22 protein-coding genes are annotated in these 17,621 nt (G+C 58.6%); 10 read left to right on the top strand and 12 right to left on the bottom strand.

Annotated elements, in window-relative coordinates:
* The first annotated feature begins 28 nt into the window (after positions 1 to 28).
* The 5 genes from IEX27_RS02120 (at position 29) to aat (ending at position 3,914) form a co-directional block, all read left to right on the top strand.
* Entirely contained in the window at positions 29 to 781 is a 753-nt protein-coding gene (locus IEX27_RS02120; RefSeq protein WP_188719270.1) for a DsbA family protein, read from the top strand.
* Positions 782 to 889: 108 nt separating this feature from the next.
* Positions 890 to 1,324 (top strand): type II 3-dehydroquinate dehydratase, encoded by a 435-nt coding sequence (gene aroQ / locus IEX27_RS02115; RefSeq protein ID WP_188719269.1) that lies wholly within the window; start codon positions 890 to 892, stop codon positions 1,322 to 1,324.
* A 36-nt stretch (positions 1,325 to 1,360) separates the two neighbouring features.
* Positions 1,361 to 1,819 (top strand): acetyl-CoA carboxylase biotin carboxyl carrier protein, encoded by a 459-nt coding sequence (gene accB, locus IEX27_RS02110; RefSeq protein ID WP_188719268.1) that lies wholly within the window; start codon positions 1,361 to 1,363, stop codon positions 1,817 to 1,819.
* Between the two features lie 17 nt (positions 1,820 to 1,836).
* On the top strand, positions 1,837 to 3,189 hold the full coding sequence (gene accC, locus IEX27_RS02105) for an acetyl-CoA carboxylase biotin carboxylase subunit (RefSeq protein ID WP_188719267.1): 1,353 nt from the start codon (positions 1,837 to 1,839) through the stop codon (positions 3,187 to 3,189).
* A 116-nt stretch (positions 3,190 to 3,305) separates the two neighbouring features.
* Complete coding sequence (gene aat / locus IEX27_RS02100) at positions 3,306 to 3,914, top strand: leucyl/phenylalanyl-tRNA--protein transferase (RefSeq protein ID WP_188719266.1); 609 nt, start codon at positions 3,306 to 3,308, stop codon at positions 3,912 to 3,914.
* An 18-nt stretch (positions 3,915 to 3,932) separates the two neighbouring features.
* Here the strand turns inward: aat and IEX27_RS02095 are convergent, their stop codons facing one another.
* The 6 genes from IEX27_RS02095 to IEX27_RS02070 all read right to left on the bottom strand — a co-directional run bounded on the left by IEX27_RS02095 (position 3,933) and on the right by IEX27_RS02070 (position 8,336).
* Positions 3,933 to 4,349, bottom strand: a complete 417-nt coding sequence (locus IEX27_RS02095; protein WP_188719265.1) for a DUF2155 domain-containing protein — start codon at positions 4,347 to 4,349, stop codon at positions 3,933 to 3,935.
* A gap of 66 nt (positions 4,350 to 4,415) precedes the next feature.
* A complete protein-coding gene (locus tag IEX27_RS02090) occupies positions 4,416 to 4,811 on the bottom strand; it encodes an NADH:ubiquinone oxidoreductase subunit NDUFA12 (protein WP_188719264.1) in 396 nt (131 codons plus the stop codon).
* Positions 4,812 to 4,927: 116 nt separating this feature from the next.
* Positions 4,928 to 5,431, bottom strand: a complete 504-nt coding sequence (locus tag IEX27_RS02085) for a GNAT family N-acetyltransferase (protein ID WP_188719263.1) — start codon at positions 5,429 to 5,431, stop codon at positions 4,928 to 4,930.
* Positions 5,431 to 6,933: an Asp-tRNA(Asn)/Glu-tRNA(Gln) amidotransferase subunit GatB gene (gene gatB / locus IEX27_RS02080; protein WP_188719262.1), complete on the bottom strand. Its 1,503-nt coding sequence runs from the start codon at positions 6,931 to 6,933 to the stop codon at positions 5,431 to 5,433. Before gatB ends, IEX27_RS02085 begins: the two co-directional genes overlap by 1 nt.
* Positions 6,934 to 7,100: 167 nt before the next feature.
* Positions 7,101 to 7,532 carry a CBS domain-containing protein gene (locus IEX27_RS02075; protein ID WP_188719261.1) on the bottom strand — a complete coding sequence of 144 codons (432 nt, stop codon included), beginning with the start codon at positions 7,530 to 7,532 and terminating at the stop codon, positions 7,101 to 7,103.
* Positions 7,533 to 7,613: 81 nt separating this feature from the next.
* The gene (locus tag IEX27_RS02070) at positions 7,614 to 8,336 is read right to left on the bottom strand and encodes a rhomboid family intramembrane serine protease (protein WP_188719260.1); all 723 of its coding nucleotides are present in this window, start codon (positions 8,334 to 8,336) and stop codon (positions 7,614 to 7,616) included.
* 670 nt (positions 8,337 to 9,006) lie between these two features.
* Here IEX27_RS02070 and IEX27_RS02065 point away from each other — a divergent pair.
* Entirely contained in the window at positions 9,007 to 9,612 is a 606-nt protein-coding gene (locus tag IEX27_RS02065; protein ID WP_188719259.1) for a PilZ domain-containing protein, read from the top strand.
* 121 nt (positions 9,613 to 9,733) lie between these two features.
* Positions 9,734 to 10,363 (top strand): transglutaminase-like cysteine peptidase, encoded by a 630-nt coding sequence (locus IEX27_RS02060; protein ID WP_188719258.1) that lies wholly within the window; start codon positions 9,734 to 9,736, stop codon positions 10,361 to 10,363.
* A 186-nt stretch (positions 10,364 to 10,549) separates the two neighbouring features.
* Here IEX27_RS02060 and IEX27_RS02055 read toward each other — a convergent pair whose 3' ends face one another.
* Entirely contained in the window at positions 10,550 to 11,086 is a 537-nt protein-coding gene (locus tag IEX27_RS02055; protein ID WP_188719257.1) for a gamma carbonic anhydrase family protein, read from the bottom strand.
* A gap of 160 nt (positions 11,087 to 11,246) precedes the next feature.
* Between IEX27_RS02055 and IEX27_RS02050 the strand changes: the two genes are divergently transcribed.
* Positions 11,247 to 11,981 carry a hypothetical protein gene (locus IEX27_RS02050; protein ID WP_188719256.1) on the top strand — a complete coding sequence of 245 codons (735 nt, stop codon included), beginning with the start codon at positions 11,247 to 11,249 and terminating at the stop codon, positions 11,979 to 11,981.
* Here IEX27_RS02050 and IEX27_RS02045 read toward each other — a convergent pair whose 3' ends face one another.
* The 5 genes from IEX27_RS02045 to IEX27_RS02025 all read right to left on the bottom strand — a co-directional run bounded on the left by IEX27_RS02045 (position 11,982) and on the right by IEX27_RS02025 (position 15,433).
* Entirely contained in the window at positions 11,982 to 12,191 is a 210-nt protein-coding gene (locus tag IEX27_RS02045; RefSeq protein ID WP_188719255.1) for a DUF3126 family protein, read from the bottom strand. It abuts the gene before it with no gap.
* Positions 12,192 to 12,290: 99 nt separating this feature from the next.
* Positions 12,291 to 13,109, bottom strand: coding sequence for a serine O-acetyltransferase (cysE, locus tag IEX27_RS02040; RefSeq protein WP_188719254.1), 819 nt, complete (start codon positions 13,107 to 13,109; stop codon positions 12,291 to 12,293).
* Positions 13,110 to 13,339: 230 nt separating this feature from the next.
* Positions 13,340 to 14,095 carry an alpha/beta fold hydrolase gene (locus tag IEX27_RS02035; RefSeq protein ID WP_188719253.1) on the bottom strand — a complete coding sequence of 252 codons (756 nt, stop codon included), beginning with the start codon at positions 14,093 to 14,095 and terminating at the stop codon, positions 13,340 to 13,342.
* A 254-nt stretch (positions 14,096 to 14,349) separates the two neighbouring features.
* Positions 14,350 to 14,820: a DUF192 domain-containing protein gene (locus IEX27_RS02030; RefSeq protein ID WP_188719252.1), complete on the bottom strand. Its 471-nt coding sequence runs from the start codon at positions 14,818 to 14,820 to the stop codon at positions 14,350 to 14,352.
* A gap of 16 nt (positions 14,821 to 14,836) precedes the next feature.
* The gene (locus tag IEX27_RS02025; RefSeq protein WP_188719575.1) at positions 14,837 to 15,433 is read right to left on the bottom strand and encodes a cold-shock protein; all 597 of its coding nucleotides are present in this window, start codon (positions 15,431 to 15,433) and stop codon (positions 14,837 to 14,839) included.
* 223 nt (positions 15,434 to 15,656) lie between these two features.
* Between IEX27_RS02025 and IEX27_RS02020 the strand changes: the two genes are divergently transcribed.
* The gene (locus tag IEX27_RS02020; RefSeq protein WP_188719251.1) at positions 15,657 to 16,097 is read left to right on the top strand and encodes a VOC family protein; all 441 of its coding nucleotides are present in this window, start codon (positions 15,657 to 15,659) and stop codon (positions 16,095 to 16,097) included.
* Between the two features lie 184 nt (positions 16,098 to 16,281).
* Positions 16,282 to 17,586 (top strand): nicotinate phosphoribosyltransferase, encoded by a 1,305-nt coding sequence (gene pncB, locus IEX27_RS02015; RefSeq protein ID WP_188719250.1) that lies wholly within the window; start codon positions 16,282 to 16,284, stop codon positions 17,584 to 17,586.
* Positions 17,587 to 17,621 lie beyond the last annotated feature (35 nt).

Genomic DNA, 17,621 nt, shown 5'->3' with positions numbered 1-17,621 from the left:
CACGTCAATCAGGATGCGGAAGGTACCGATGAAGAATACACTTCGAGCGGGAATTGCAGCAGCGATACTCGCCGCCACGAGCCTCAACTTCTCGGCCGCACTGGCAAATGATGAAAAGTCCAATTTCTCACGCGCCGAGATCGAGACGATCGTGCGGGAATATCTGATCAAGAACCCTGAGGTCATGCTGGAAGTACAGGCGTCCCTGCAGGCAAAGCAGCAGGAAGCCCAGAAGAAGGCTGCGCAGGAAGCAATTGCGCTTGTGGGTGATGAGATCTTCAACAGCGAAGCGGATGGCATCATCGGGAATCCAGAGGGCGATGTGACCATCGTGGAGTTCTTCGATTACAACTGTGGCTTCTGCAAGCGCGCCATCTCCGACATGGATAACCTAGTCAAGCAGGACCCGAACCTGCGCTTCGTTCTGAAGGAGTTCCCGATCCTGTCGGAAGATTCCCATAAGGCTGCGACCGTGTCCATGGCGGTCCACATGATCGCGCCGGACAAGTACGCCGAATTCCATCGCACGCTGTTGGGAGCCCAGGAGCGGGCAACGGAGGAGAGCGCGGTCAAGGTTGCGCTTAACCTTGGCATCGACGAGACCGCCCTGCGCAACAAGATGCAGGACCCGACGATCAATGACAGGTTCCGCAGCACCTATGCGCTTGCCGAGCAGCTGCAGATCACCGGCACCCCCGGTTATGTCGTCGGTCAGGAGATCGTTTCCGGCGCGATGGGTGAGCAGGTTCTGCGCGAGAAAATCGCCGCAGCTCGAAAGTAAATGGAATACCCACGTCCACCACTTGTGGACAGCGCCCGGAACGCGTATGCGCCCTTTTCGATGGCAGGCAAGCCGTTTATATAGGGCGCGTCTTCACTTGGAGTCGTAATGGCAAAGCTGATTTACATTCTGAACGGTCCGAACCTCAATCTGCTCGGCCAGCGTGAACCCGGTATCTACGGAACCGACACGCTTGAGACGATTGAACAGAAGTGTCGCGATCGCGCCAGCGCTCTGGGTATCGAGATCCAGTTTCGCCAGACCAATATCGAAGGCGTTCTCGTAGACTGGATCCACGAAGCGGGAGCTGCAAAGGCAGGCATCGTGATCAACCCCGGCGCTTATGGTCATACATCCATCGCGATGCATGATGCGATCAAGGGTGTCGGTGCGCCTGTCGTCGAAGTACATCTCTCGAACATTCATGCACGCGAGCCATTCCGTCATAAATCGATGATAGCCCCTGCGGCCGTCGGTATGATATGCGGATTTGGCCCCCATGGTTATGAGCTGGCTATCGAAGCGCTGGCGGCACGCCTGTAAGCGAAGGCGCGGCATCGTACAAAGAAAGACACGGTAATGAAGAAATCCGGTATTGATCAGCAGCTTATTCGCGATCTTGCAGCGATCCTCGATGAGACCAAGCTCACCGAGATCGAGGTTGAGGAAGGCGATCTGAAGATCCGCGTCGCCCGCCAGGTTCAGGCTGTACAGGCAACCGTGGCAGCTCCTGTTGCAGCAGCTGCAGCACCTGCCCCGGCGGCCGCGCCTGCTGCACCGGCTGAAGCGAAGGTTGACCTCTCCAAGAACGCCGTTCCCTCCCCTATGGTCGGCACCGCTTACCGCTCCGCTTCTCCGGGCGCTCCGGCGTTCATCGAAGTCGGTCAGTCCGTGGCCAAGGGTCAGACGTTGCTCATCATCGAAGCAATGAAGACCATGAACCAGATACCTGCACCGCGCGCGGGCGTTGTCACCGCGATCCTTGTGGAGGATGCCCAGCCTGTTGAGTTTGGCGAGCCTCTCGTCGTTATCGAATAATCTGGGACGCTGCGCACATGTTTCAAAAGATCCTCATCGCCAACCGCGGCGAGATCGCACTGCGTATCCTGCGCGCCTGCAAAGAGCTGGGCATTCGCACGGTAGCAGTGCATTCGACCGCCGATGCCGACGCCATGCATGTGCGCCTAGCAGACGAAAGCGTCTGCATTGGTCCGCCCGCGTCGCGCGACAGCTACCTCAACATGCACCAGATCGTGGCCGCCTGTGAAATCACCGGCGCCGACGCGATCCATCCGGGCTACGGCTTCCTGTCGGAAAACGCCAAGTTCGCGGATATCCTGGCTGCACACAACATCACCTTCATCGGACCTTCGGGCGATCACATCCGCCTGATGGGCGACAAGATCGAGGCTAAGCGCACCGCCAAGCGCCTTGGCATCCCTGTCGTTCCCGGTTCCGACGGCGCTGTCAGCGACGAGAAGGAAGCAAAGCGCATTGCCGCTGAAATCGGCTATCCGGTGCTGATCAAGGCCTCCGCTGGCGGTGGCGGCCGCGGCATGAAGGTTGCCCGTTCGGAGGATGAGCTGTTCGAAGCGCTGACGACCGCGCGCACCGAAGCCGGTGCAGCCTTCGGTGACGATGCCGTCTACATCGAGAAGTATCTCGAGAAGCCGCGTCACATCGAGGTGCAGCTGATGGGCGACGGTATGGGTCAGGCCATCCACCTCGGCGAACGCGACTGCTCGCTCCAGCGCCGTCACCAGAAGGTCTGGGAAGAGGCTCTCTCTCCGGCGCTCAACGCTGACCAGCGCCAGAAGATCGGTTCGATCGTCGCAAATGCCATGGCCGAGCTCGGCTACTCCGGCGCTGGCACGGTGGAGTTCCTCTACGAGAACGGCGAGTTTTACTTCATCGAGATGAACACCCGCCTTCAGGTGGAGCATCCAGTGACGGAAGCCATCACCGGCATCGACCTGGTGCACGAGCAGATCCGCGTTGCCTCCGGCGGTGGTCTCTCCCACACCCAGTCGGAGATCCGCTTCCAGGGTCACGCGATCGAGTGCCGTATCAACGCCGAGGACCCGCGCACCTTCGTGCCCTCCCCCGGCACGATCACCCATTTCCACACGCCAGGCGGTTTGGGTATTCGCGTCGATTCCGGCGTCTATTCCGGCTACAAGATCCCGCCGTACTACGACAGCCTGATCGGCAAGCTCATCGTCCATGGCCGCAACCGCGTCGAGTGCATGATGCGTCTGCGACGTGCCCTTGACGAGTTTGTGGTTGATGGCATCAATACGACATTGCCCCTGTTCAGAGATCTGGTCGGCAATGTGGACATTGCAAATGGCGACTACGACATCCATTGGCTGGAGAAGTTCCTGGCGCGCGAAGCGCAGCAGGATTGATCCGGTCTGGAAAGAGTACCTCCCCATTTCTATCTCTTCAGGTGAGATGAATTCCCGCGTCCGGCTTTCCGCTTCTGGCGGAAAGCCCAAGCCCGGTGCGCAACAGGAACGATGCGATGCAACCGTTCTCACCTCCTCTGGAAATTGATCCGGACCTTCTGCTGCGCGCCTATGCGACCGGCATCTTTCCGATGGCCGAGCACGAGGACGATCCGGAGGTTTTCTGGGTTCGACCCGAGAAGCGCGGCGTCATTCCGCTCGATACGTTCCATGTCCCCCGCAGCCTGCAGAAGTTCATGCGGCAATGTCCGTTCGACATCCGTTTTGACCATGACTTTGACGGGGTAATCGACGGTTGCGCCGAACGCACGCCGGAGCGCACCGAAACCTGGATCAATGCGCCGATCCGCGAGGCTTACACGCGACTCTTCGAGCTCGGTCATTGCCACACGGTAGAAGCATGGCGGGACGGCAAGCTCGTCGGAGGGCTCTATGGCGTCAGCCTCGGCCGCGCCTTCTTTGGCGAGAGCATGTTTTCGCGGGAGACCAACGCTTCAAAGGTGTGCCTTGTGCATCTGGTAGAGCGCCTGCGGGAAACGGGATTCGTCCTTCTCGACACCCAGTTCACCACAGAGCATCTCAAGCGCTTCGGCGCCATCGATGTCGCGCGCAAGCGTTACGAGACAATGCTCGCTATCGCGCTGGATGGCACCGCGCATTTCTAGAATACCGATTTTGGAAAATCAGTTCCCGCTTGGTGCGGGAACGTCAGATGCGTTCTTGCAGTCCTTGAGCCAGACGTCGAACACGGCGTGTTCCACGGCATTGAGGCCGGGGCTCTCGGCGAACATCCAGCCGGAGAAGACGCGGCGGATCTTGCGGTCGAGCGTGATCTCGTCGACCTCGACGAACGAATCGGTCTTGGGCTCTTCGCCCTCCTCCGACGTGTAGCAGACGCGTGGGGTAACCTGCAGCGAGCCGAACTGAACGGTTTCGTCCATGTAGACGTCAAAGTTGAAGATTCGCCCGGTGATCTTGTCGATGCCGGCGAACTCCGCGACAGGGTTCTTCACGCGTGCCTCGGCGGTCGGAACCAATCCAGCCGTACCGACAAGGGCAAGTGCAAATGCGGCTGGCAAGCAACGAAGGGACGAAATCACTTTGAGCTGAACTCCCCGACAGGATCCTTTGCCAGTCCTTCTAAGAGGCGAATGTGGCAGAAACAATCAGTTCGGCGTCCAGGCGTCGTAGTCGCCGGTCACCCGCGGACGATCTTCACCGGTCATGATCGAACCCTGCGGACGATAGGCGTCGGGCGTTCCGGTCATGTTGGGACGGTGCGGCTTCTGCCACTCGCGCGCCTGATAGGCTTCCTGTGTTGGCGGTACATCCACCTTGTGATGTATCCAGCCATGCCAGCCAGGAGGAATGGTGCTGGCTTCCGAATAGCCATTGTACATCACCCAGCGACGGGTGCGTCCTTCCGAATCCGTTCCGCCCTGATAGTAGACGTTGCCGAACTCGTCCTCACCCACCTTGGTGCCCTTGCGCCAGGTGTGGAAACGGGTGTTCAGCGTGGTGCCGTTCCACCAGGTAAAGAATTGAATCAGAAACTTCTTCATGGCCTATTCCAGATCCATTGTTGCCAGCGACCGGACCCGCCGCATGGACTGCTTATGATGCAACCGCTTCCAAGGCAAGGGTCAAGTTGCCAAGACGAGGCATGCCACGTCTATGCTCACAGGTCCCACGTTTCCAGCGATTTTTCCATTATCAACTTCGGCTCGTCGCAGTTGGCCGCGCCCCAATCCGTGCCGCGTCCCACTGCAACATAGCCCTTGCGGTTGAAGAAGGAGACGGCTTCCGTCTGCCGCTCCACCACATCAAGCCGCATCACCTGCACGCCCGGAAACGCCATCTCCACTTCGGCAAGAAGCATGGTGCCGAGCCCCTGAACCTGCTCCGTGGGTCGCACGAAAAGGTCTGAGAGCGTCGCCACGCTGTCATCGGTCTGACTTGCGAAAGCCATCCCGAGGAGCGTGCCGTCGCCGCTGTCGGCGACGACGAATTCAGAATACGGTCGCTTCAACTTCTCGCGCAGGCTGCTGATGGAGAACTGAGTCTCGATCACGGACGCAACCGTGCCCTCACCCATGACGCTGTCAAAGGTGGAATGCCAGGTCTCAGCCAGCAGGGCGTGCACCGCCTGCAGGTCTTCCTCGCGGGCGGTGCGAACCCACACTATTCTTCGATCCCGAGCTTGGCCTTGACGAGCGCGTTAACCGCCTGCGGGTTTGCCTTGCCGCCGGTTGCCTTCATCACCTGACCGACAAACCAGCCGGCAAGCGTCGGCTTCGCCTTTGCCTGTTCGGCCTTGTCCGGGTTGGCAGCAATCACGTCTTCGATGGCCTTCTCAATCGCGCCGGTGTCGGTGACCTGCTTCATGCCACGCGACTCAACGATTTCGCGCGGATCACCGCCCTCGTTCCAGACGATCTCGAAGAGGTCCTTGCCGATCTTGCCGGAGATCGTGTTCTCCTTGATCAGGTCGATAATGGCGCCGAGCTGATCGGGGCTGACCGGTGATTCCTCGATCGCCTTGCCCGCCTTGTTGAGCGCACCGAGGAGATCGTTGATCACCCAGTTTGCGGCAGCCTTGCCGTCACGGCCCTGGGCGACCTTCTCGAAGAAGTCGGCGGTCGCCTTCTCGGCCACGAGCACCGAAGCGTCGTACTCGGAAAGGCCCATGTCCTTGATGAAACGCACGCGCTTGTCGTCCGGCAGCTCCGGCAGGTCAGCCTTCAGGGCTTCCACATAGGCGTCATCGAATTCGAGCGGCAGCAGATCCGGATCGGGGAAGTAGCGATAGTCGTGCGCCTCTTCCTTGGAGCGCATGGAGCGCGTCTCGCCCTTGTTCGGATCGAACAGGCGCGTCTCCTGGTCCACCACGCCACCGTCCTCAAGGAGAGCGATCTGGCGACGGGCTTCATATTCGATGGCCTGACCGACGAAGCGGATCGAGTTGACGTTCTTGATCTCGCAACGCGTTCCGAACGGCTCGCCCGGACGGCGCACCGACACGTTCACGTCGGCGCGCATGGAGCCTTCGTCCATGTTGCCGTCACAGGTGCCGAGGTAGCGCAGGATCGACCGCAGCTTGGTCAGGAACGCCTTGGCCTCGTCGGACGAGCGGATGTCCGGCTTGGAGACGATCTCCATCAGCGCGACGCCCGATCGGTTGAGGTCCACATAGGACATGGTCGGATGCTGGTCATGCATCGACTTGCCGGCGTCCTGCTCGAGGTGAAGGCGCTCGATGCCGACGGTGATCTCCTCGAACGAGCCGTCCTTGGCGGGGCCTACGGTGACAATCACCTCGCCCTCGCCGACGATCGGCTGCTTGTACTGGGAGATCTGATAGCCCTGCGGCAGGTCCGGGTAGAAGTAGTTCTTGCGGTCGAAGACCGAGCGGTTGTTGATCTGGGCCTTGAGGCCGAGACCGGTGCGGATCGCCTGCTTGACGCATTCCTCGTTGATGACTGGCAGCATGCCGGGCATGGCAGCATCGACGAGGCTGACATTCGCATTCGGTTCGGCGCCGAACTGGGTCGAAGCGCCGGAGAACAGCTTCGAGTTGGACGTGACCTGGGCATGGATTTCCATGCCAATGATTACTTCCCAGTCGCCGGTTGCACCGGGGATCAGGCGCTTGGGATCGGGCGTACGCGTGTCAATGATCGTCATGGGCCGTCAGGATTTCCAAAACCGAATTGAAACAGAACTTGGTCTCTTCGCTAGACCAAACCTGCCCAACAGGCAAGCACACGTGCGGCTTAGACCGCACATGTGCGACATGAAGTTACCGATATCGGCAGGCAGTCGCCGTGGACGATCCCGCTGGCCAGTCACTGCTAGGCTGTTGCGATGTAGGTGCGGATTTCCTCCGCCTCGCGTTCAACCTCTTCCATGCGCCATTTCACGACGTCACCGATCGAGACGAGTCCGACGAGCTTGCCGTCCTTCGCTACCGGAAGGTGGCGGAAACGACCCTGCGTCATCACCTGCATGACCTCGTTCACCGTGGCAGACTCGTTGCAGACCTGAACCTTGGAGGTCATGAAGGCCGAGATTGGCTTTTCGAGCGCCGAGGAACCTTCCGCCGCAATCGCGCGGACAATGTCACGCTCTGAGAGAATGCCTAGAACGCCCTGCTCCGCGTTTACGAGCACAACCGCGCCAATCCGATTCTCGGACAACTGCCTGGCCGCATCGGCCAGCGTCTGTTCCGGCGCGACCGTCACTACGTCGCGGCCCTTGCGCTCCAGAATGGATCTAACAGTCATGGACAGACCTCCTCATCGCCACGTTGCCCTCCTCCACAAGAGGATGTTGCCCTGCCCCGAAACCGTTTGCAAGCTATTGGATCAATAGGGATTGCGCGCAACAGGCCTGTCAAAGAAGCGAATGAGGAAGAAGCCAGCGAGAAAGCCGCCGATGTGCGCCTCCCAGGCGATACGGGGGGCATCGGGCGTTGCGCCGAAGCCCAGACCAACCACAAGGTTGATCACAAACCAGACGACGAGGAAGGTCACCGTTATGCGCGAGCGGAAGACTTCGCCCAGCGGAAGCACCGGCCCGATGAAATAGGGTTGGCCGGAAAGACGTGCCGATCGGAAGGCGAATCGGGCTGCGGCACCCATCATACCAGAGATCGCGCCAGAGGCTCCAACCAGCGGCGCCGGGTCATAAGGGTGAAGGGCGAAGTGCAGAAGTGCGGCCGCGACGCTGGCAACAAGCCACAGAGCCAAGAAGCGCACTGCACCCAATCGATTGGCCAGCGGCGAGCCGAAGGCCGCAAGCCAGATCATGTTGACCACGAGATGCGCGGCGCCGCCGTGGAGAAAAGCATAGGTGACGGAGCTTACCAGCGCGTAGGCATCAAGCGGATAGTCGCTCGTAAATCTCAGCGGCATGAAGCCGAACTGAAGCACCACCATGAGATCCGCCGAAGGGGCGAGCAGGAAGGTGCGCGCCAAATGGATGATCACACATAGTCCAATGAGCGCGACCACAACCATCGGCATGTTGAACATCGGCTCGCGTGCGGCTCGGCCGGATCGTCCTTCGTCGGGGAGTGTGTCGCGCATGGGGCTCCTGAACTCGGAAGAGATTTGATTCCACCCTAGAGCATTTCAGCTTCCCGTTGAAACGCTGAAATCTCCCCGGCCTTGTCCGGAACCCCCGCGCGGTAGGCCTGTTCCAGTTGATCCTTAAAAACTCACCGTGGTGCCACGCAGATATAGAAAAACCGTCCAGAGTTTCCCCTGAACGGTTTTGGAGCCCCCACCCCGGTCCCAACGAAACGTTAGAATTTGTGATCTGCTGTGATCATTGCCATTAAACAGCCTGGAGATCAAGAGCCAAGACATTGTTAAACCTATTGAATTCTTCGGCATCCGAGAGGCGGAAACGGTTGGCACTATACATGCTTGCAGGTGGCAAAGGGGCACCCATAGCTGCGAAGTGTTCAATTCTGCAACACGCAATGCCGTGGGGTTATCAAAACAGTTCTAAATGCGAACAATTGCCCGATCGAGATCTAACAGCGGCACACTGCCTGGGGATGCAGCTTTGAGGTAACAAAGACACAAGAAAAACAATTAATCTGTTATTCTTTCCTGCGACCTGTGGATATCCACGATGAACCGCACGCTCCGCGGCTTCCACTCCGGGTTGTAAATCCCTTGAACAATCAAAATAATCTGTAGCGCGGCTCCACTTTGGCTGGCATGAAAGCAGATGCAAGGGGTAACGGACATGGAAGCTACAAAAGAGCGTAATGTCCTTGAAACGGTTGCCGGCGACTTTCAACGGGTGCCGGTGTCTGTCCAAGGGAGATATATGCTGGAGGATATGTCGGAACATCGCTGCCGGGTGACAGCTATGTCGCCGGGTGACGCAGTGCTGACCGCCGGCCATCCTGGTTCCCTTGGTGAACAGATAATCGCTTACATCGACCACATCGGTCGCGTCGAAGGCATGGTCCTTTCCGTAGACGCTGACAGTTTCGTGATGAGCATCAACGCTTCGGAGCGCAAGCGTGACAAGCTCGCCGCCCAGCTCACCTGGCTCGCCAACCGTCACGAACTTGATCTGGCCGATGACCGTCGGCACGATCGTCTTGTGCCGGCAAATCCTCACAGCTTCTTCGTCACGAGCGATGGCGCGCGACATCCCTGCTATATCATCGACGTCTCGGTCAGCGGTGCTGCACTCCGGTGCGAGGTCAGGCCGGATATCGGTACGGATGTTTCGCTCTCCAGCATCCCTGCTCGTGTCGCACGCCACATCCCGGAAGGTGTGGCCGTATCCTTCCTTACCCTTCAGGACCTGGCCGTAATCAACGCCGTATTCCTTCAGTAGCCGCGCACAGTTGCCAGCGTTACCAGAACGTAACCGCAGCTCTTAAGATTCTAGTGCTTCCGTTTGCGGTATCTCAAAACGCCTGTGGCATCGTCTCTTCAAAAGACGGGGAGAGACAAACTTGAGGAACAGGGCGTCACAGATTTGCCTGGCACTGGCTGTGCTCTTGGGCCACCCCATAGGCAATGCCCATGCTGCGGATTTCTTGCAGGTGGGCGGAAGGACATCACAGCCGGTCGGACACTACGAATTCTGCCTGCGTATGCCAGCCGAGTGCATGCTCCAGGAGCACGCACAATCACCCCTCCAAATGACCCGAGACCTCTGGGCACTCATCAACAGCGTCAACGACGCCGTAAACGAGGAAGTGCTGCCCCTTTCGGATCAGGAACTTTGGGGCGTGCCTGAGGTTTGGTCGTTTCCGCAGAGTTTCGGCGACTGCGAGGATTATGTGCTGGAGAAGCGCCGCCGCCTGATCGAGGCCGGCCTACCCGCAGGCTCGCTGCTGATCACGGTGGTGCGCCAGCCAAATGGAGAGGGCCACGCTGTACTCACCATCCCGACGGACAGAGGTGATTTGGTGCTCGATAACCTTGAGGGGAATATTTTACCCTGGTCCAGTACGAAATACGAATTTCTAAAGCGCCAATCGCCTAAACATGCAGGTATGTGGAATAAAATTGTTGGTGGACGGCGCACGGCTCCGGTACAAGAAGTAGCATCGACCCATTTGGAGCAAAACCGATGGTAATGGCTGACACAGTTGGAATACGTCAGCTGTCGCCACAAACGGTAAATTAACTCCGCAAGCTTCTAATGAGGCGCATAGAAATACCCGGTCGTACCCCCCCCCCCCGATCCCAACGGCCGGGTTAGGGGCCGGTCCCTCCCCAAAGGGTCCGGCCCCGCTTCACATTCAGAAGCACCTCTGATCACATCAGCCTTCCGAGGCGTCCTTCAGCCCAGCGCGAAAACGGCGCGCGTTGCGGACATACCGCTCCGCCGAACCCCTGAGTTGCTCGATTGCAGCCTCATCAAGCTGTCGCACAACCTTTGCCGGAGAGCCGACGATCAGCGATCCGTCCGGAAACACCTTGCCCTCAGTTACAAGCGCCCCTGCTCCGACCAGACAGTTCTTGCCGATCACCGCGCGGTTCAGGATGATCGCGCCCATGCCGATCAGCGAATTGTCGCCAATGGTGCAGCCATGCAGAAGGGCGCGATGGCCGATCGTGCAGCCCTCTCCCACCGTGACCGGGCAACCTGGATCAGTGTGAACGACAACATGTTCCTGCAGGTTGGAGCGATCGCCGATGGTGATCGGCTCGTTGTCCCCACGCAGCACTGCGCCGAACCAGATCCCGACATCCTTGCCAAGCGATACCTTGCCAATGACAGACGCGTCCGGCGCAATCCAACCGCTCTCCTCGTCCGCCAGCTCCGGCTTGTGGCCATCAAGTGAATAGACAGGCATTCCGATCTCCCGATTTCGATTGAGCAAGACTGTTAAGTTTACGCCTATGACGCGTAAGGCTTGCTTGCAATCCCGAACAATCCTGATTGGCGCCCAAATGCAGGTGTAAACGGCAAAGGTCTGAGTTCGGTAGCCGTGTGGTCCCAAAGCGCGATCCCAGATGCAGAAAACGCAGCTCACCGACGTCGTCCTCGCAAAAATCGGATCACGACCCGCTCTTCCAAAGGCAAGGCTTGCGGGCATTGTCATCCTGGCGCTGCTCGTTTTCGCCGGAATGAGATTCTACGGGCACCTGGCGATCGAGATCATCGCAAACCGCCACAGCTCAAGCACCGCACCGATACGCATTTCTTTAGACGGGCATCAATTGCTCGTGCCGAAGAACCTGATCAGCGACAAGCACCAGCGGCGCGGCGGAGAGTTTGCCGAACTCGACCTCTACATGCGCTGGCCGGCGCTATCCGGGTTCAGCTACGAGCATAGCGTGGACTTCAATACGCTGAACAACATCGTCCTGGTGTCCGTACGCTCGTACGCCGCGCAACTGGAACAATCGCGTTATCTGCTGCTGACGGAGCCCGGAGAGATCGGGCCTTCGGGGCTGGAGCTTCGCCCGTTCACTCGGGGCAAGGGCTTTGACGAGGAGGTTCTCGCAGTCGGCCACAGCCGGGCGTCAGATCCCGATGCGGCCGAATATCAGGAGACAGAGCCATTCGTCGCCCGGTGCTTCAGAAACGAAATGGCAGGTGCCTTGTCTGCTCCATGCGAGCGGCACCTGCCATTTGTAGGGAATCTCGTCCTCGTCTACCGTTTCCCGGCTCGATTGCTGAAGGAATGGCGGGTTCTGGACGAGAAAATTGGTGAGCGAGCCCAAGGGCTGCTTCAGGATGGCTGATCAGTCGAGGTCGATATCGAGGATGGCCATGGAGAAGTTATAGGAGAGTTCACCGTCTTCATCGTCGCGGAAGATGATGCCCAAAAATTCTTCACCTACATAGAGCTCACAGGAATCCTTCTTCTGAGGCCGCGCGCGAACCTGCAAGGTTGGATTTTGAAACGTACGCTTGAAATAGGCCTCAAGCTTCCTGATTTCTTCCGGCTTCAAAAGCTTTCTCCACTGTTGGTGAACGGGCTTGCTTCTGACACGAGCCCGTCCGCACTGTAAAGCCTTGCCAGGCGATATGAACCGAAACGCGGGGTAAACTTACGTTTCGTTGAAGAGCTGATCCATTGACCTTGACGGCTCAGCGCAACCTGCTTCGCCGACAATACGAGCCGGGACGCCGGCAACCGTCTTCTTGGGCGGCATGGAGTGGAGCACCACGGAGCCAGCCGCGATCTTCGTGCAATGGCCGATCTCGATATTGCCGAGAATCTTGGCGCCGGCGCCGATCAGAACGCCGTGACGGATCTTCGGATGGCGATCGCCCGATTCCTTGCCGGTGCCGCCGAGCGTTACGCTATGCAGGATCGAGACGTCGTCTTCGATGACCGCAGTCTCGCCAACCACGAGCCCGGTGGCGTGGTCGATGAAGATGCCCTTGCCGATCCTGGCGGCTGGATTGATATCGGTCTGGAAGATCGAGGAGGAGCGGCTCTGCAGATAGAGCGCAAAATCCTTGCGCCCCTGCCGCCAAAGCCAATTGGCCAGACGATGCGTCTGCAGCGCGTGGAACCCCTTGAAGTAGAGCACCGGCATGATGTGACGGTCGCAAGCAGGATCGCGATCGAAATAGGCCTGGACATCCACCCTGACAACTTCGCTCCAGGATGGCTCGCTCTCCCACATAGCAATGAACGTTTGCCGCAGCAGGTCTGCACCAAGATCGTTATGCTCCAGGCGCTGAGACACACGATGAATGACGGCTTCCTCAAGCGTGTCATGGTTGAGGATCGACGCGTACATGAAAGCGGCGAGCAGCGGATCGTTCTGAACGGCGGCCTCCGCCTGCATTCTTACAGCAGACCAGATCGGATCGAGCTGGTCGGAAGCGTCGCTGCGGAACGCATGTCGGACTGTCATCGGGTACTCCAGGCTCAGTGTCTTTACGTGGTCCCTATTCTAGGGTGAAGGCGATAGGTTGGGAATTCATTTTTATAAAACCTTTCATCAAGGGCACTGTTCCCTTGACTTGCCGTATTGCGGCATCTCGGTTTTCTTAAGAAATCACCTTGAAAACAGGCCGTTAGGAGCCTGAACTACAAAGAACATTCAAGCTGGTGCTCACCACGCAATGCGTGAACAGAAAAGATCTACAGAGGATGCCGGGAGAGGAACTCAACCACCTTTGCCTTGAAGGTTTTGTCGCCCACGGAAAGCATATGATCGCGACCCTCAATGGTGAAACCCTCGCCTTTGGGGATCATGCGGGCAAGGCTGTGCGCGTCGCCGCCGATGTCGTCCCGGTCCCCGACGGCAACCAGTACAGGATTTTGGATGGTAGTCATCTGTTCAGGCGTAAGCAGTTCCCGCGTCCTCGAAATGCAGGCAGCCAGCGCCTGGCGATCGCTCCCGGTCCGGTCAGCGAAGGTGCGGAACATCTTTCCACGCGCATGGGTGACACTCGCCGGATCCTCGGCAAGCAGCGCCTCAGCGATGATGACCCATTCGCCCACGCCTTCCACCATGCCGGATCCAAGCCCGCCCAGCACGACGCTGCCAACGCGTTCCGGATGCCGGATCACGGTCACGGCACTGATCCGCGCGCCCATCGAAAAGCCCATGAGGTGGGCGCGTTCGATCCCTAGATGGTCAAGCAGCGCGATCACGTCCGCTGACATCTTGTCCAGCCGATAGTCTTCCGGGTTGTGGCTCTTGGTGGACTGGCCATGGCCCCGGTTGTCGAAAGCGATGACGCGGTAGCCCGCTTCAGTCAGCGTCTTGACCCAGCCTGGAGCAACCCAGTTGACGATATGGGTGGAGGCAAAGCCGTGGATCAGGACAATCGGATCGCCCTCGCCTTCATCGATATATGCGAGATCGAACCCATCGTGAGAAAAACGCTGCATTCCGAAACCTGTCACCCGACACCATCAGATTTTCTTAATCGCAGTCCCGGACGGAAAACCGGTTCCCACTTTTCCTGGAGCTGCTCTTTTTTCCCTCGCAGTCCCGGACGTAGAACCGGTTCCCACTTTTCCTGGAACTGCTCTTTTTTTCACCGCAGTTCCGGACGGAAAACCGGTTCCCACTTTTCCTGGAACTGCTCTTTTTTCCCTCGCAGTTCCGGACGGAAAACCGGTTCCCACTTTTCCTGGAACTGCTATTGCTTCGGGATCAGAGGATGGCGGAGCTGGTTGCCTTCCTCGATTCCGAGCTTTTCCGATGTACCAGCCTTCAACTCCAGAACAAAGAGCGAGTTGACGGGCGGACCGATCGGCGCCTCCGAGAACGGTTCTCCGGGCTGGATCGACCGCACCTTGCCGTCTTCGCCGATGAAGAGAAGATCGAGCGGCATCGGCGTGTTCTTCATCCAGAACGAGCGCAGGCCGGTGCTTGGAAACACGAAGAGCATGCCGCGATTGTCCGGCATCTCGGTCCGGAACATGAGGCCTCGGGCATGCTCGTCGGGCTTGGTGGCGACTTCGATGAAGATCTGCCGGTCGCCCGCCTTCGTCTCGATAACCAGCGGCGCGGGATGAACCGGAAGCAGCATGGGCTGTTGAGCCCATGCCGCGACAGCAAGGAAAGGAATGATGAGGACTGCGAATGCAGCTACGACACAGTTACGCATTCACATCTCCGGAAGGTTAGTGAGATACTGGCAACGTCCCAATATCCGGATGAACTTCGGCGGCCATAAGGCCTTTGTCACCACGACCAAAACGAACCAGAACCACCTGACCAGGACGCAACTCAGTCACGCCAAAGCGGCGCAGGGTCTCCATATGAACGAAGATGTCCTCCGTCCCCTCCCCGCGTGTCAGGAAGCCGAAGCCCTTCGTGCGGTTGAACCATTTCACGATGGCGCGCTCCAGGCCACTCTCCGGCGCAACGACCACATGGGTACGCTGGGTCTGGTCTTCCGCCGGATGAACAGCCGTGGAATTGTCCATGGAGAGAATCTTGAAAGCCTGCATGCCCTTTTCGCCCTGGCGGATCAGGCAAACCACTCGCGCACCCGTCAGCGCGGTCTGATGACCGTCGCGCCGCAGACATGACACATGCAGGAGAATGTCTCCCGCCTCCGGATCGTCCGGAATGATGAAGCCGAAACCCTTGGCTACATCGAACCACTTGATGGAACCGGAAATCTCTACAAGATCACCGGTGTCCTCGTTGCTGCCCGCACTTCGGGCTTCAACACCAACTGCAAGCCCCCTTGAGTTCGAGGAGATATCCTCCATCCGCTTGCCTTCCCTCACTGCCATGGGAATGATTCTGTAGTACAAAGATAGCACTATCGACTCCCCCGTTAGCAACCCCCGAGGAGCCTTTTCAACAACAGTGAACGCAAGTTTTTCCAACGACTTAGCTAAGTATAACCTGCCCTGTTAAGTGTATTTCCGGACCATTCCGGCAAAGGTCAGGGAAATCAATTAGAAGACAAAGAAGAGAGAGGATAAATAAATGCGTTATTTGCATACTATGGTTCGCGTCAGCGACCTGGAACAGGCCCTGGACTTCTACTGCAATAAGCTTGGGCTGGTGGAAACTCGTCGTATCGAGAACGAAGGCGGACGTTTCACGCTCGTCTTTCTGGCCGCGCCCGACGATCTGGAGCACGCAAAGGTGAATCAGGCACCCCTGATCGAGCTCACCTACAACTGGGATCCGGAGGTCTACACGGGCGGTCGCAACTTCGGCCACCTGGCCTTCCAGGTGGATGACATCTACGATCTTTGCGACCGCCTGATGAAGAGCGGCGTGACGATCAACCGCCCGCCCCGTGACGGACACATGGCGTTCGTGCGCTCCCCTGACGGGATTTCAATCGAGCTCCTGCAGAAGGGTGAGTCGAAGCCGAAGGCCGAGCCGTGGGCTTCCATGGAGAACACCGGCAGCTGGTAAGCACCGCCGAGCCTGGAGGCCGGCATTCGGCCCTCAGGCTCTTTGCCTATCATGGCGACACCTGATTTCTGTTGCTCAAGGGCACAACCAAGTCTGCCCTGCTCAACAATCGGCGATTGACTTTTGCAATGATGCGGTGTGGTTTGCGCGCGCAAATGTCAGTGGGAGTGGAAGGACCTGATACATGGCGAGGACCGATATTGCGAGAAGGGTCTATAACCACACCTGGAAGCTGGACCCAATCGTCCGCAGCCTCCTGGATACAGACTTCTACAAGCTCCTGATGCTGCAGATGATCAGGGGCCTCTACCCTGATGTGCAGGTCACCTTTTCGCTCGTCAACCGGAACAAGGGCGTGCGCCTTGCCGAGGAAATCGACGTTGGCGAGCTGAAGGAACAGCTCGACCATGCCCGTACCCTGCGCTTCTCCAAGAAGGAAATGATCTGGCTGGCGGGTAACACGTTCTATGGGCGCAAGCAGATCTTCCAGCCGGACTTCCTCCAGTGGCTCGCGAACTTCCAGTTGCCGGAATACGAGCTGCAACAGAAGGACGGGCAGCTCGAGCTTCACTTCCACGGCTCCTGGATGGAAGCCACCATGTGGGAGATCCCGGCGCTCGCCATCATCAACGAATTGCGCTCGCGCGCCGCGATGCGGCACCTCGGTCCTTTCGCGCTCGACGTTCTCTATGCCCGCGCAAAGGCGAAGGTCTGGTCGAAGGTGGAACGCCTGCGCAAATACCCCGACCTCAGGATCTCCGACTTCGGCACGCGCCGCCGCCACTCGTTCCTGTGGCAGAGATGGTGCGTGGAAGCATTGAAGGAAGGGATCGGCAGTTCCTTCACCGGCACCTCCAACGTTCTGCTCGCCATGGACACCGACCTCGAAGCGCTTGGTACCAATGCGCACGAGCTGCCGATGGTTCTTGCGGCACTCACCAACAATGACGAAGAACTGAAGGCCTCGCCCTATCGCGTGCTGCAGGACTGGCAGCGCTACTATGGCGGAAACCTGCTGATCGTTCTGCCGGATACGTTTGGCACCGAATCCTTCCTGCGTGACGCGCCTGCCTGGGTTGCCGACTGGACCGGTTTCCGTCCCGATTCCGCGCCTCCCATCCCGGGCGGTGAGCGTATCATCTCGTTCTGGAAGGAACATGGTAAAGACCCGCACGAAAAGCTGCTGATCTTCTCGGACGGTCTCGACGTCGAAACGATCGAAGAGACCTACAATCACTTCAAGGGACGGGTCCGCATGTCGTTTGGCTGGGGCACCAACCTTACCAACGACTTCGAGGATTGCGCACCGAAGGAGATCAAGAGCCTCAAGGCCATCTCCATGGTCTGCAAGGTGAGCGAAGTGAACGGCCGGCCGGCCGTAAAGCTTTCGGACAATCCGGAGAAGGCGACAGGAACACCGGACGCGCTCCAGCACTATCTCGACATCTTCGGCAACGAAAACCGGGTGAGCAAGGTACTGTCGGTTTAGCCCTGTTCTGAGGCTCTGGCAGGGAAGTTGAGGAA

Source organism: Nitratireductor aestuarii (genome assembly GCF_014641695.1).
In the GTDB taxonomy this organism is placed as follows: Bacteria; Pseudomonadota; Alphaproteobacteria; order Rhizobiales; family Rhizobiaceae; genus Chelativorans; species Chelativorans aestuarii.
This window is presented reverse-complemented; position numbering and strand designations above follow the sequence as displayed.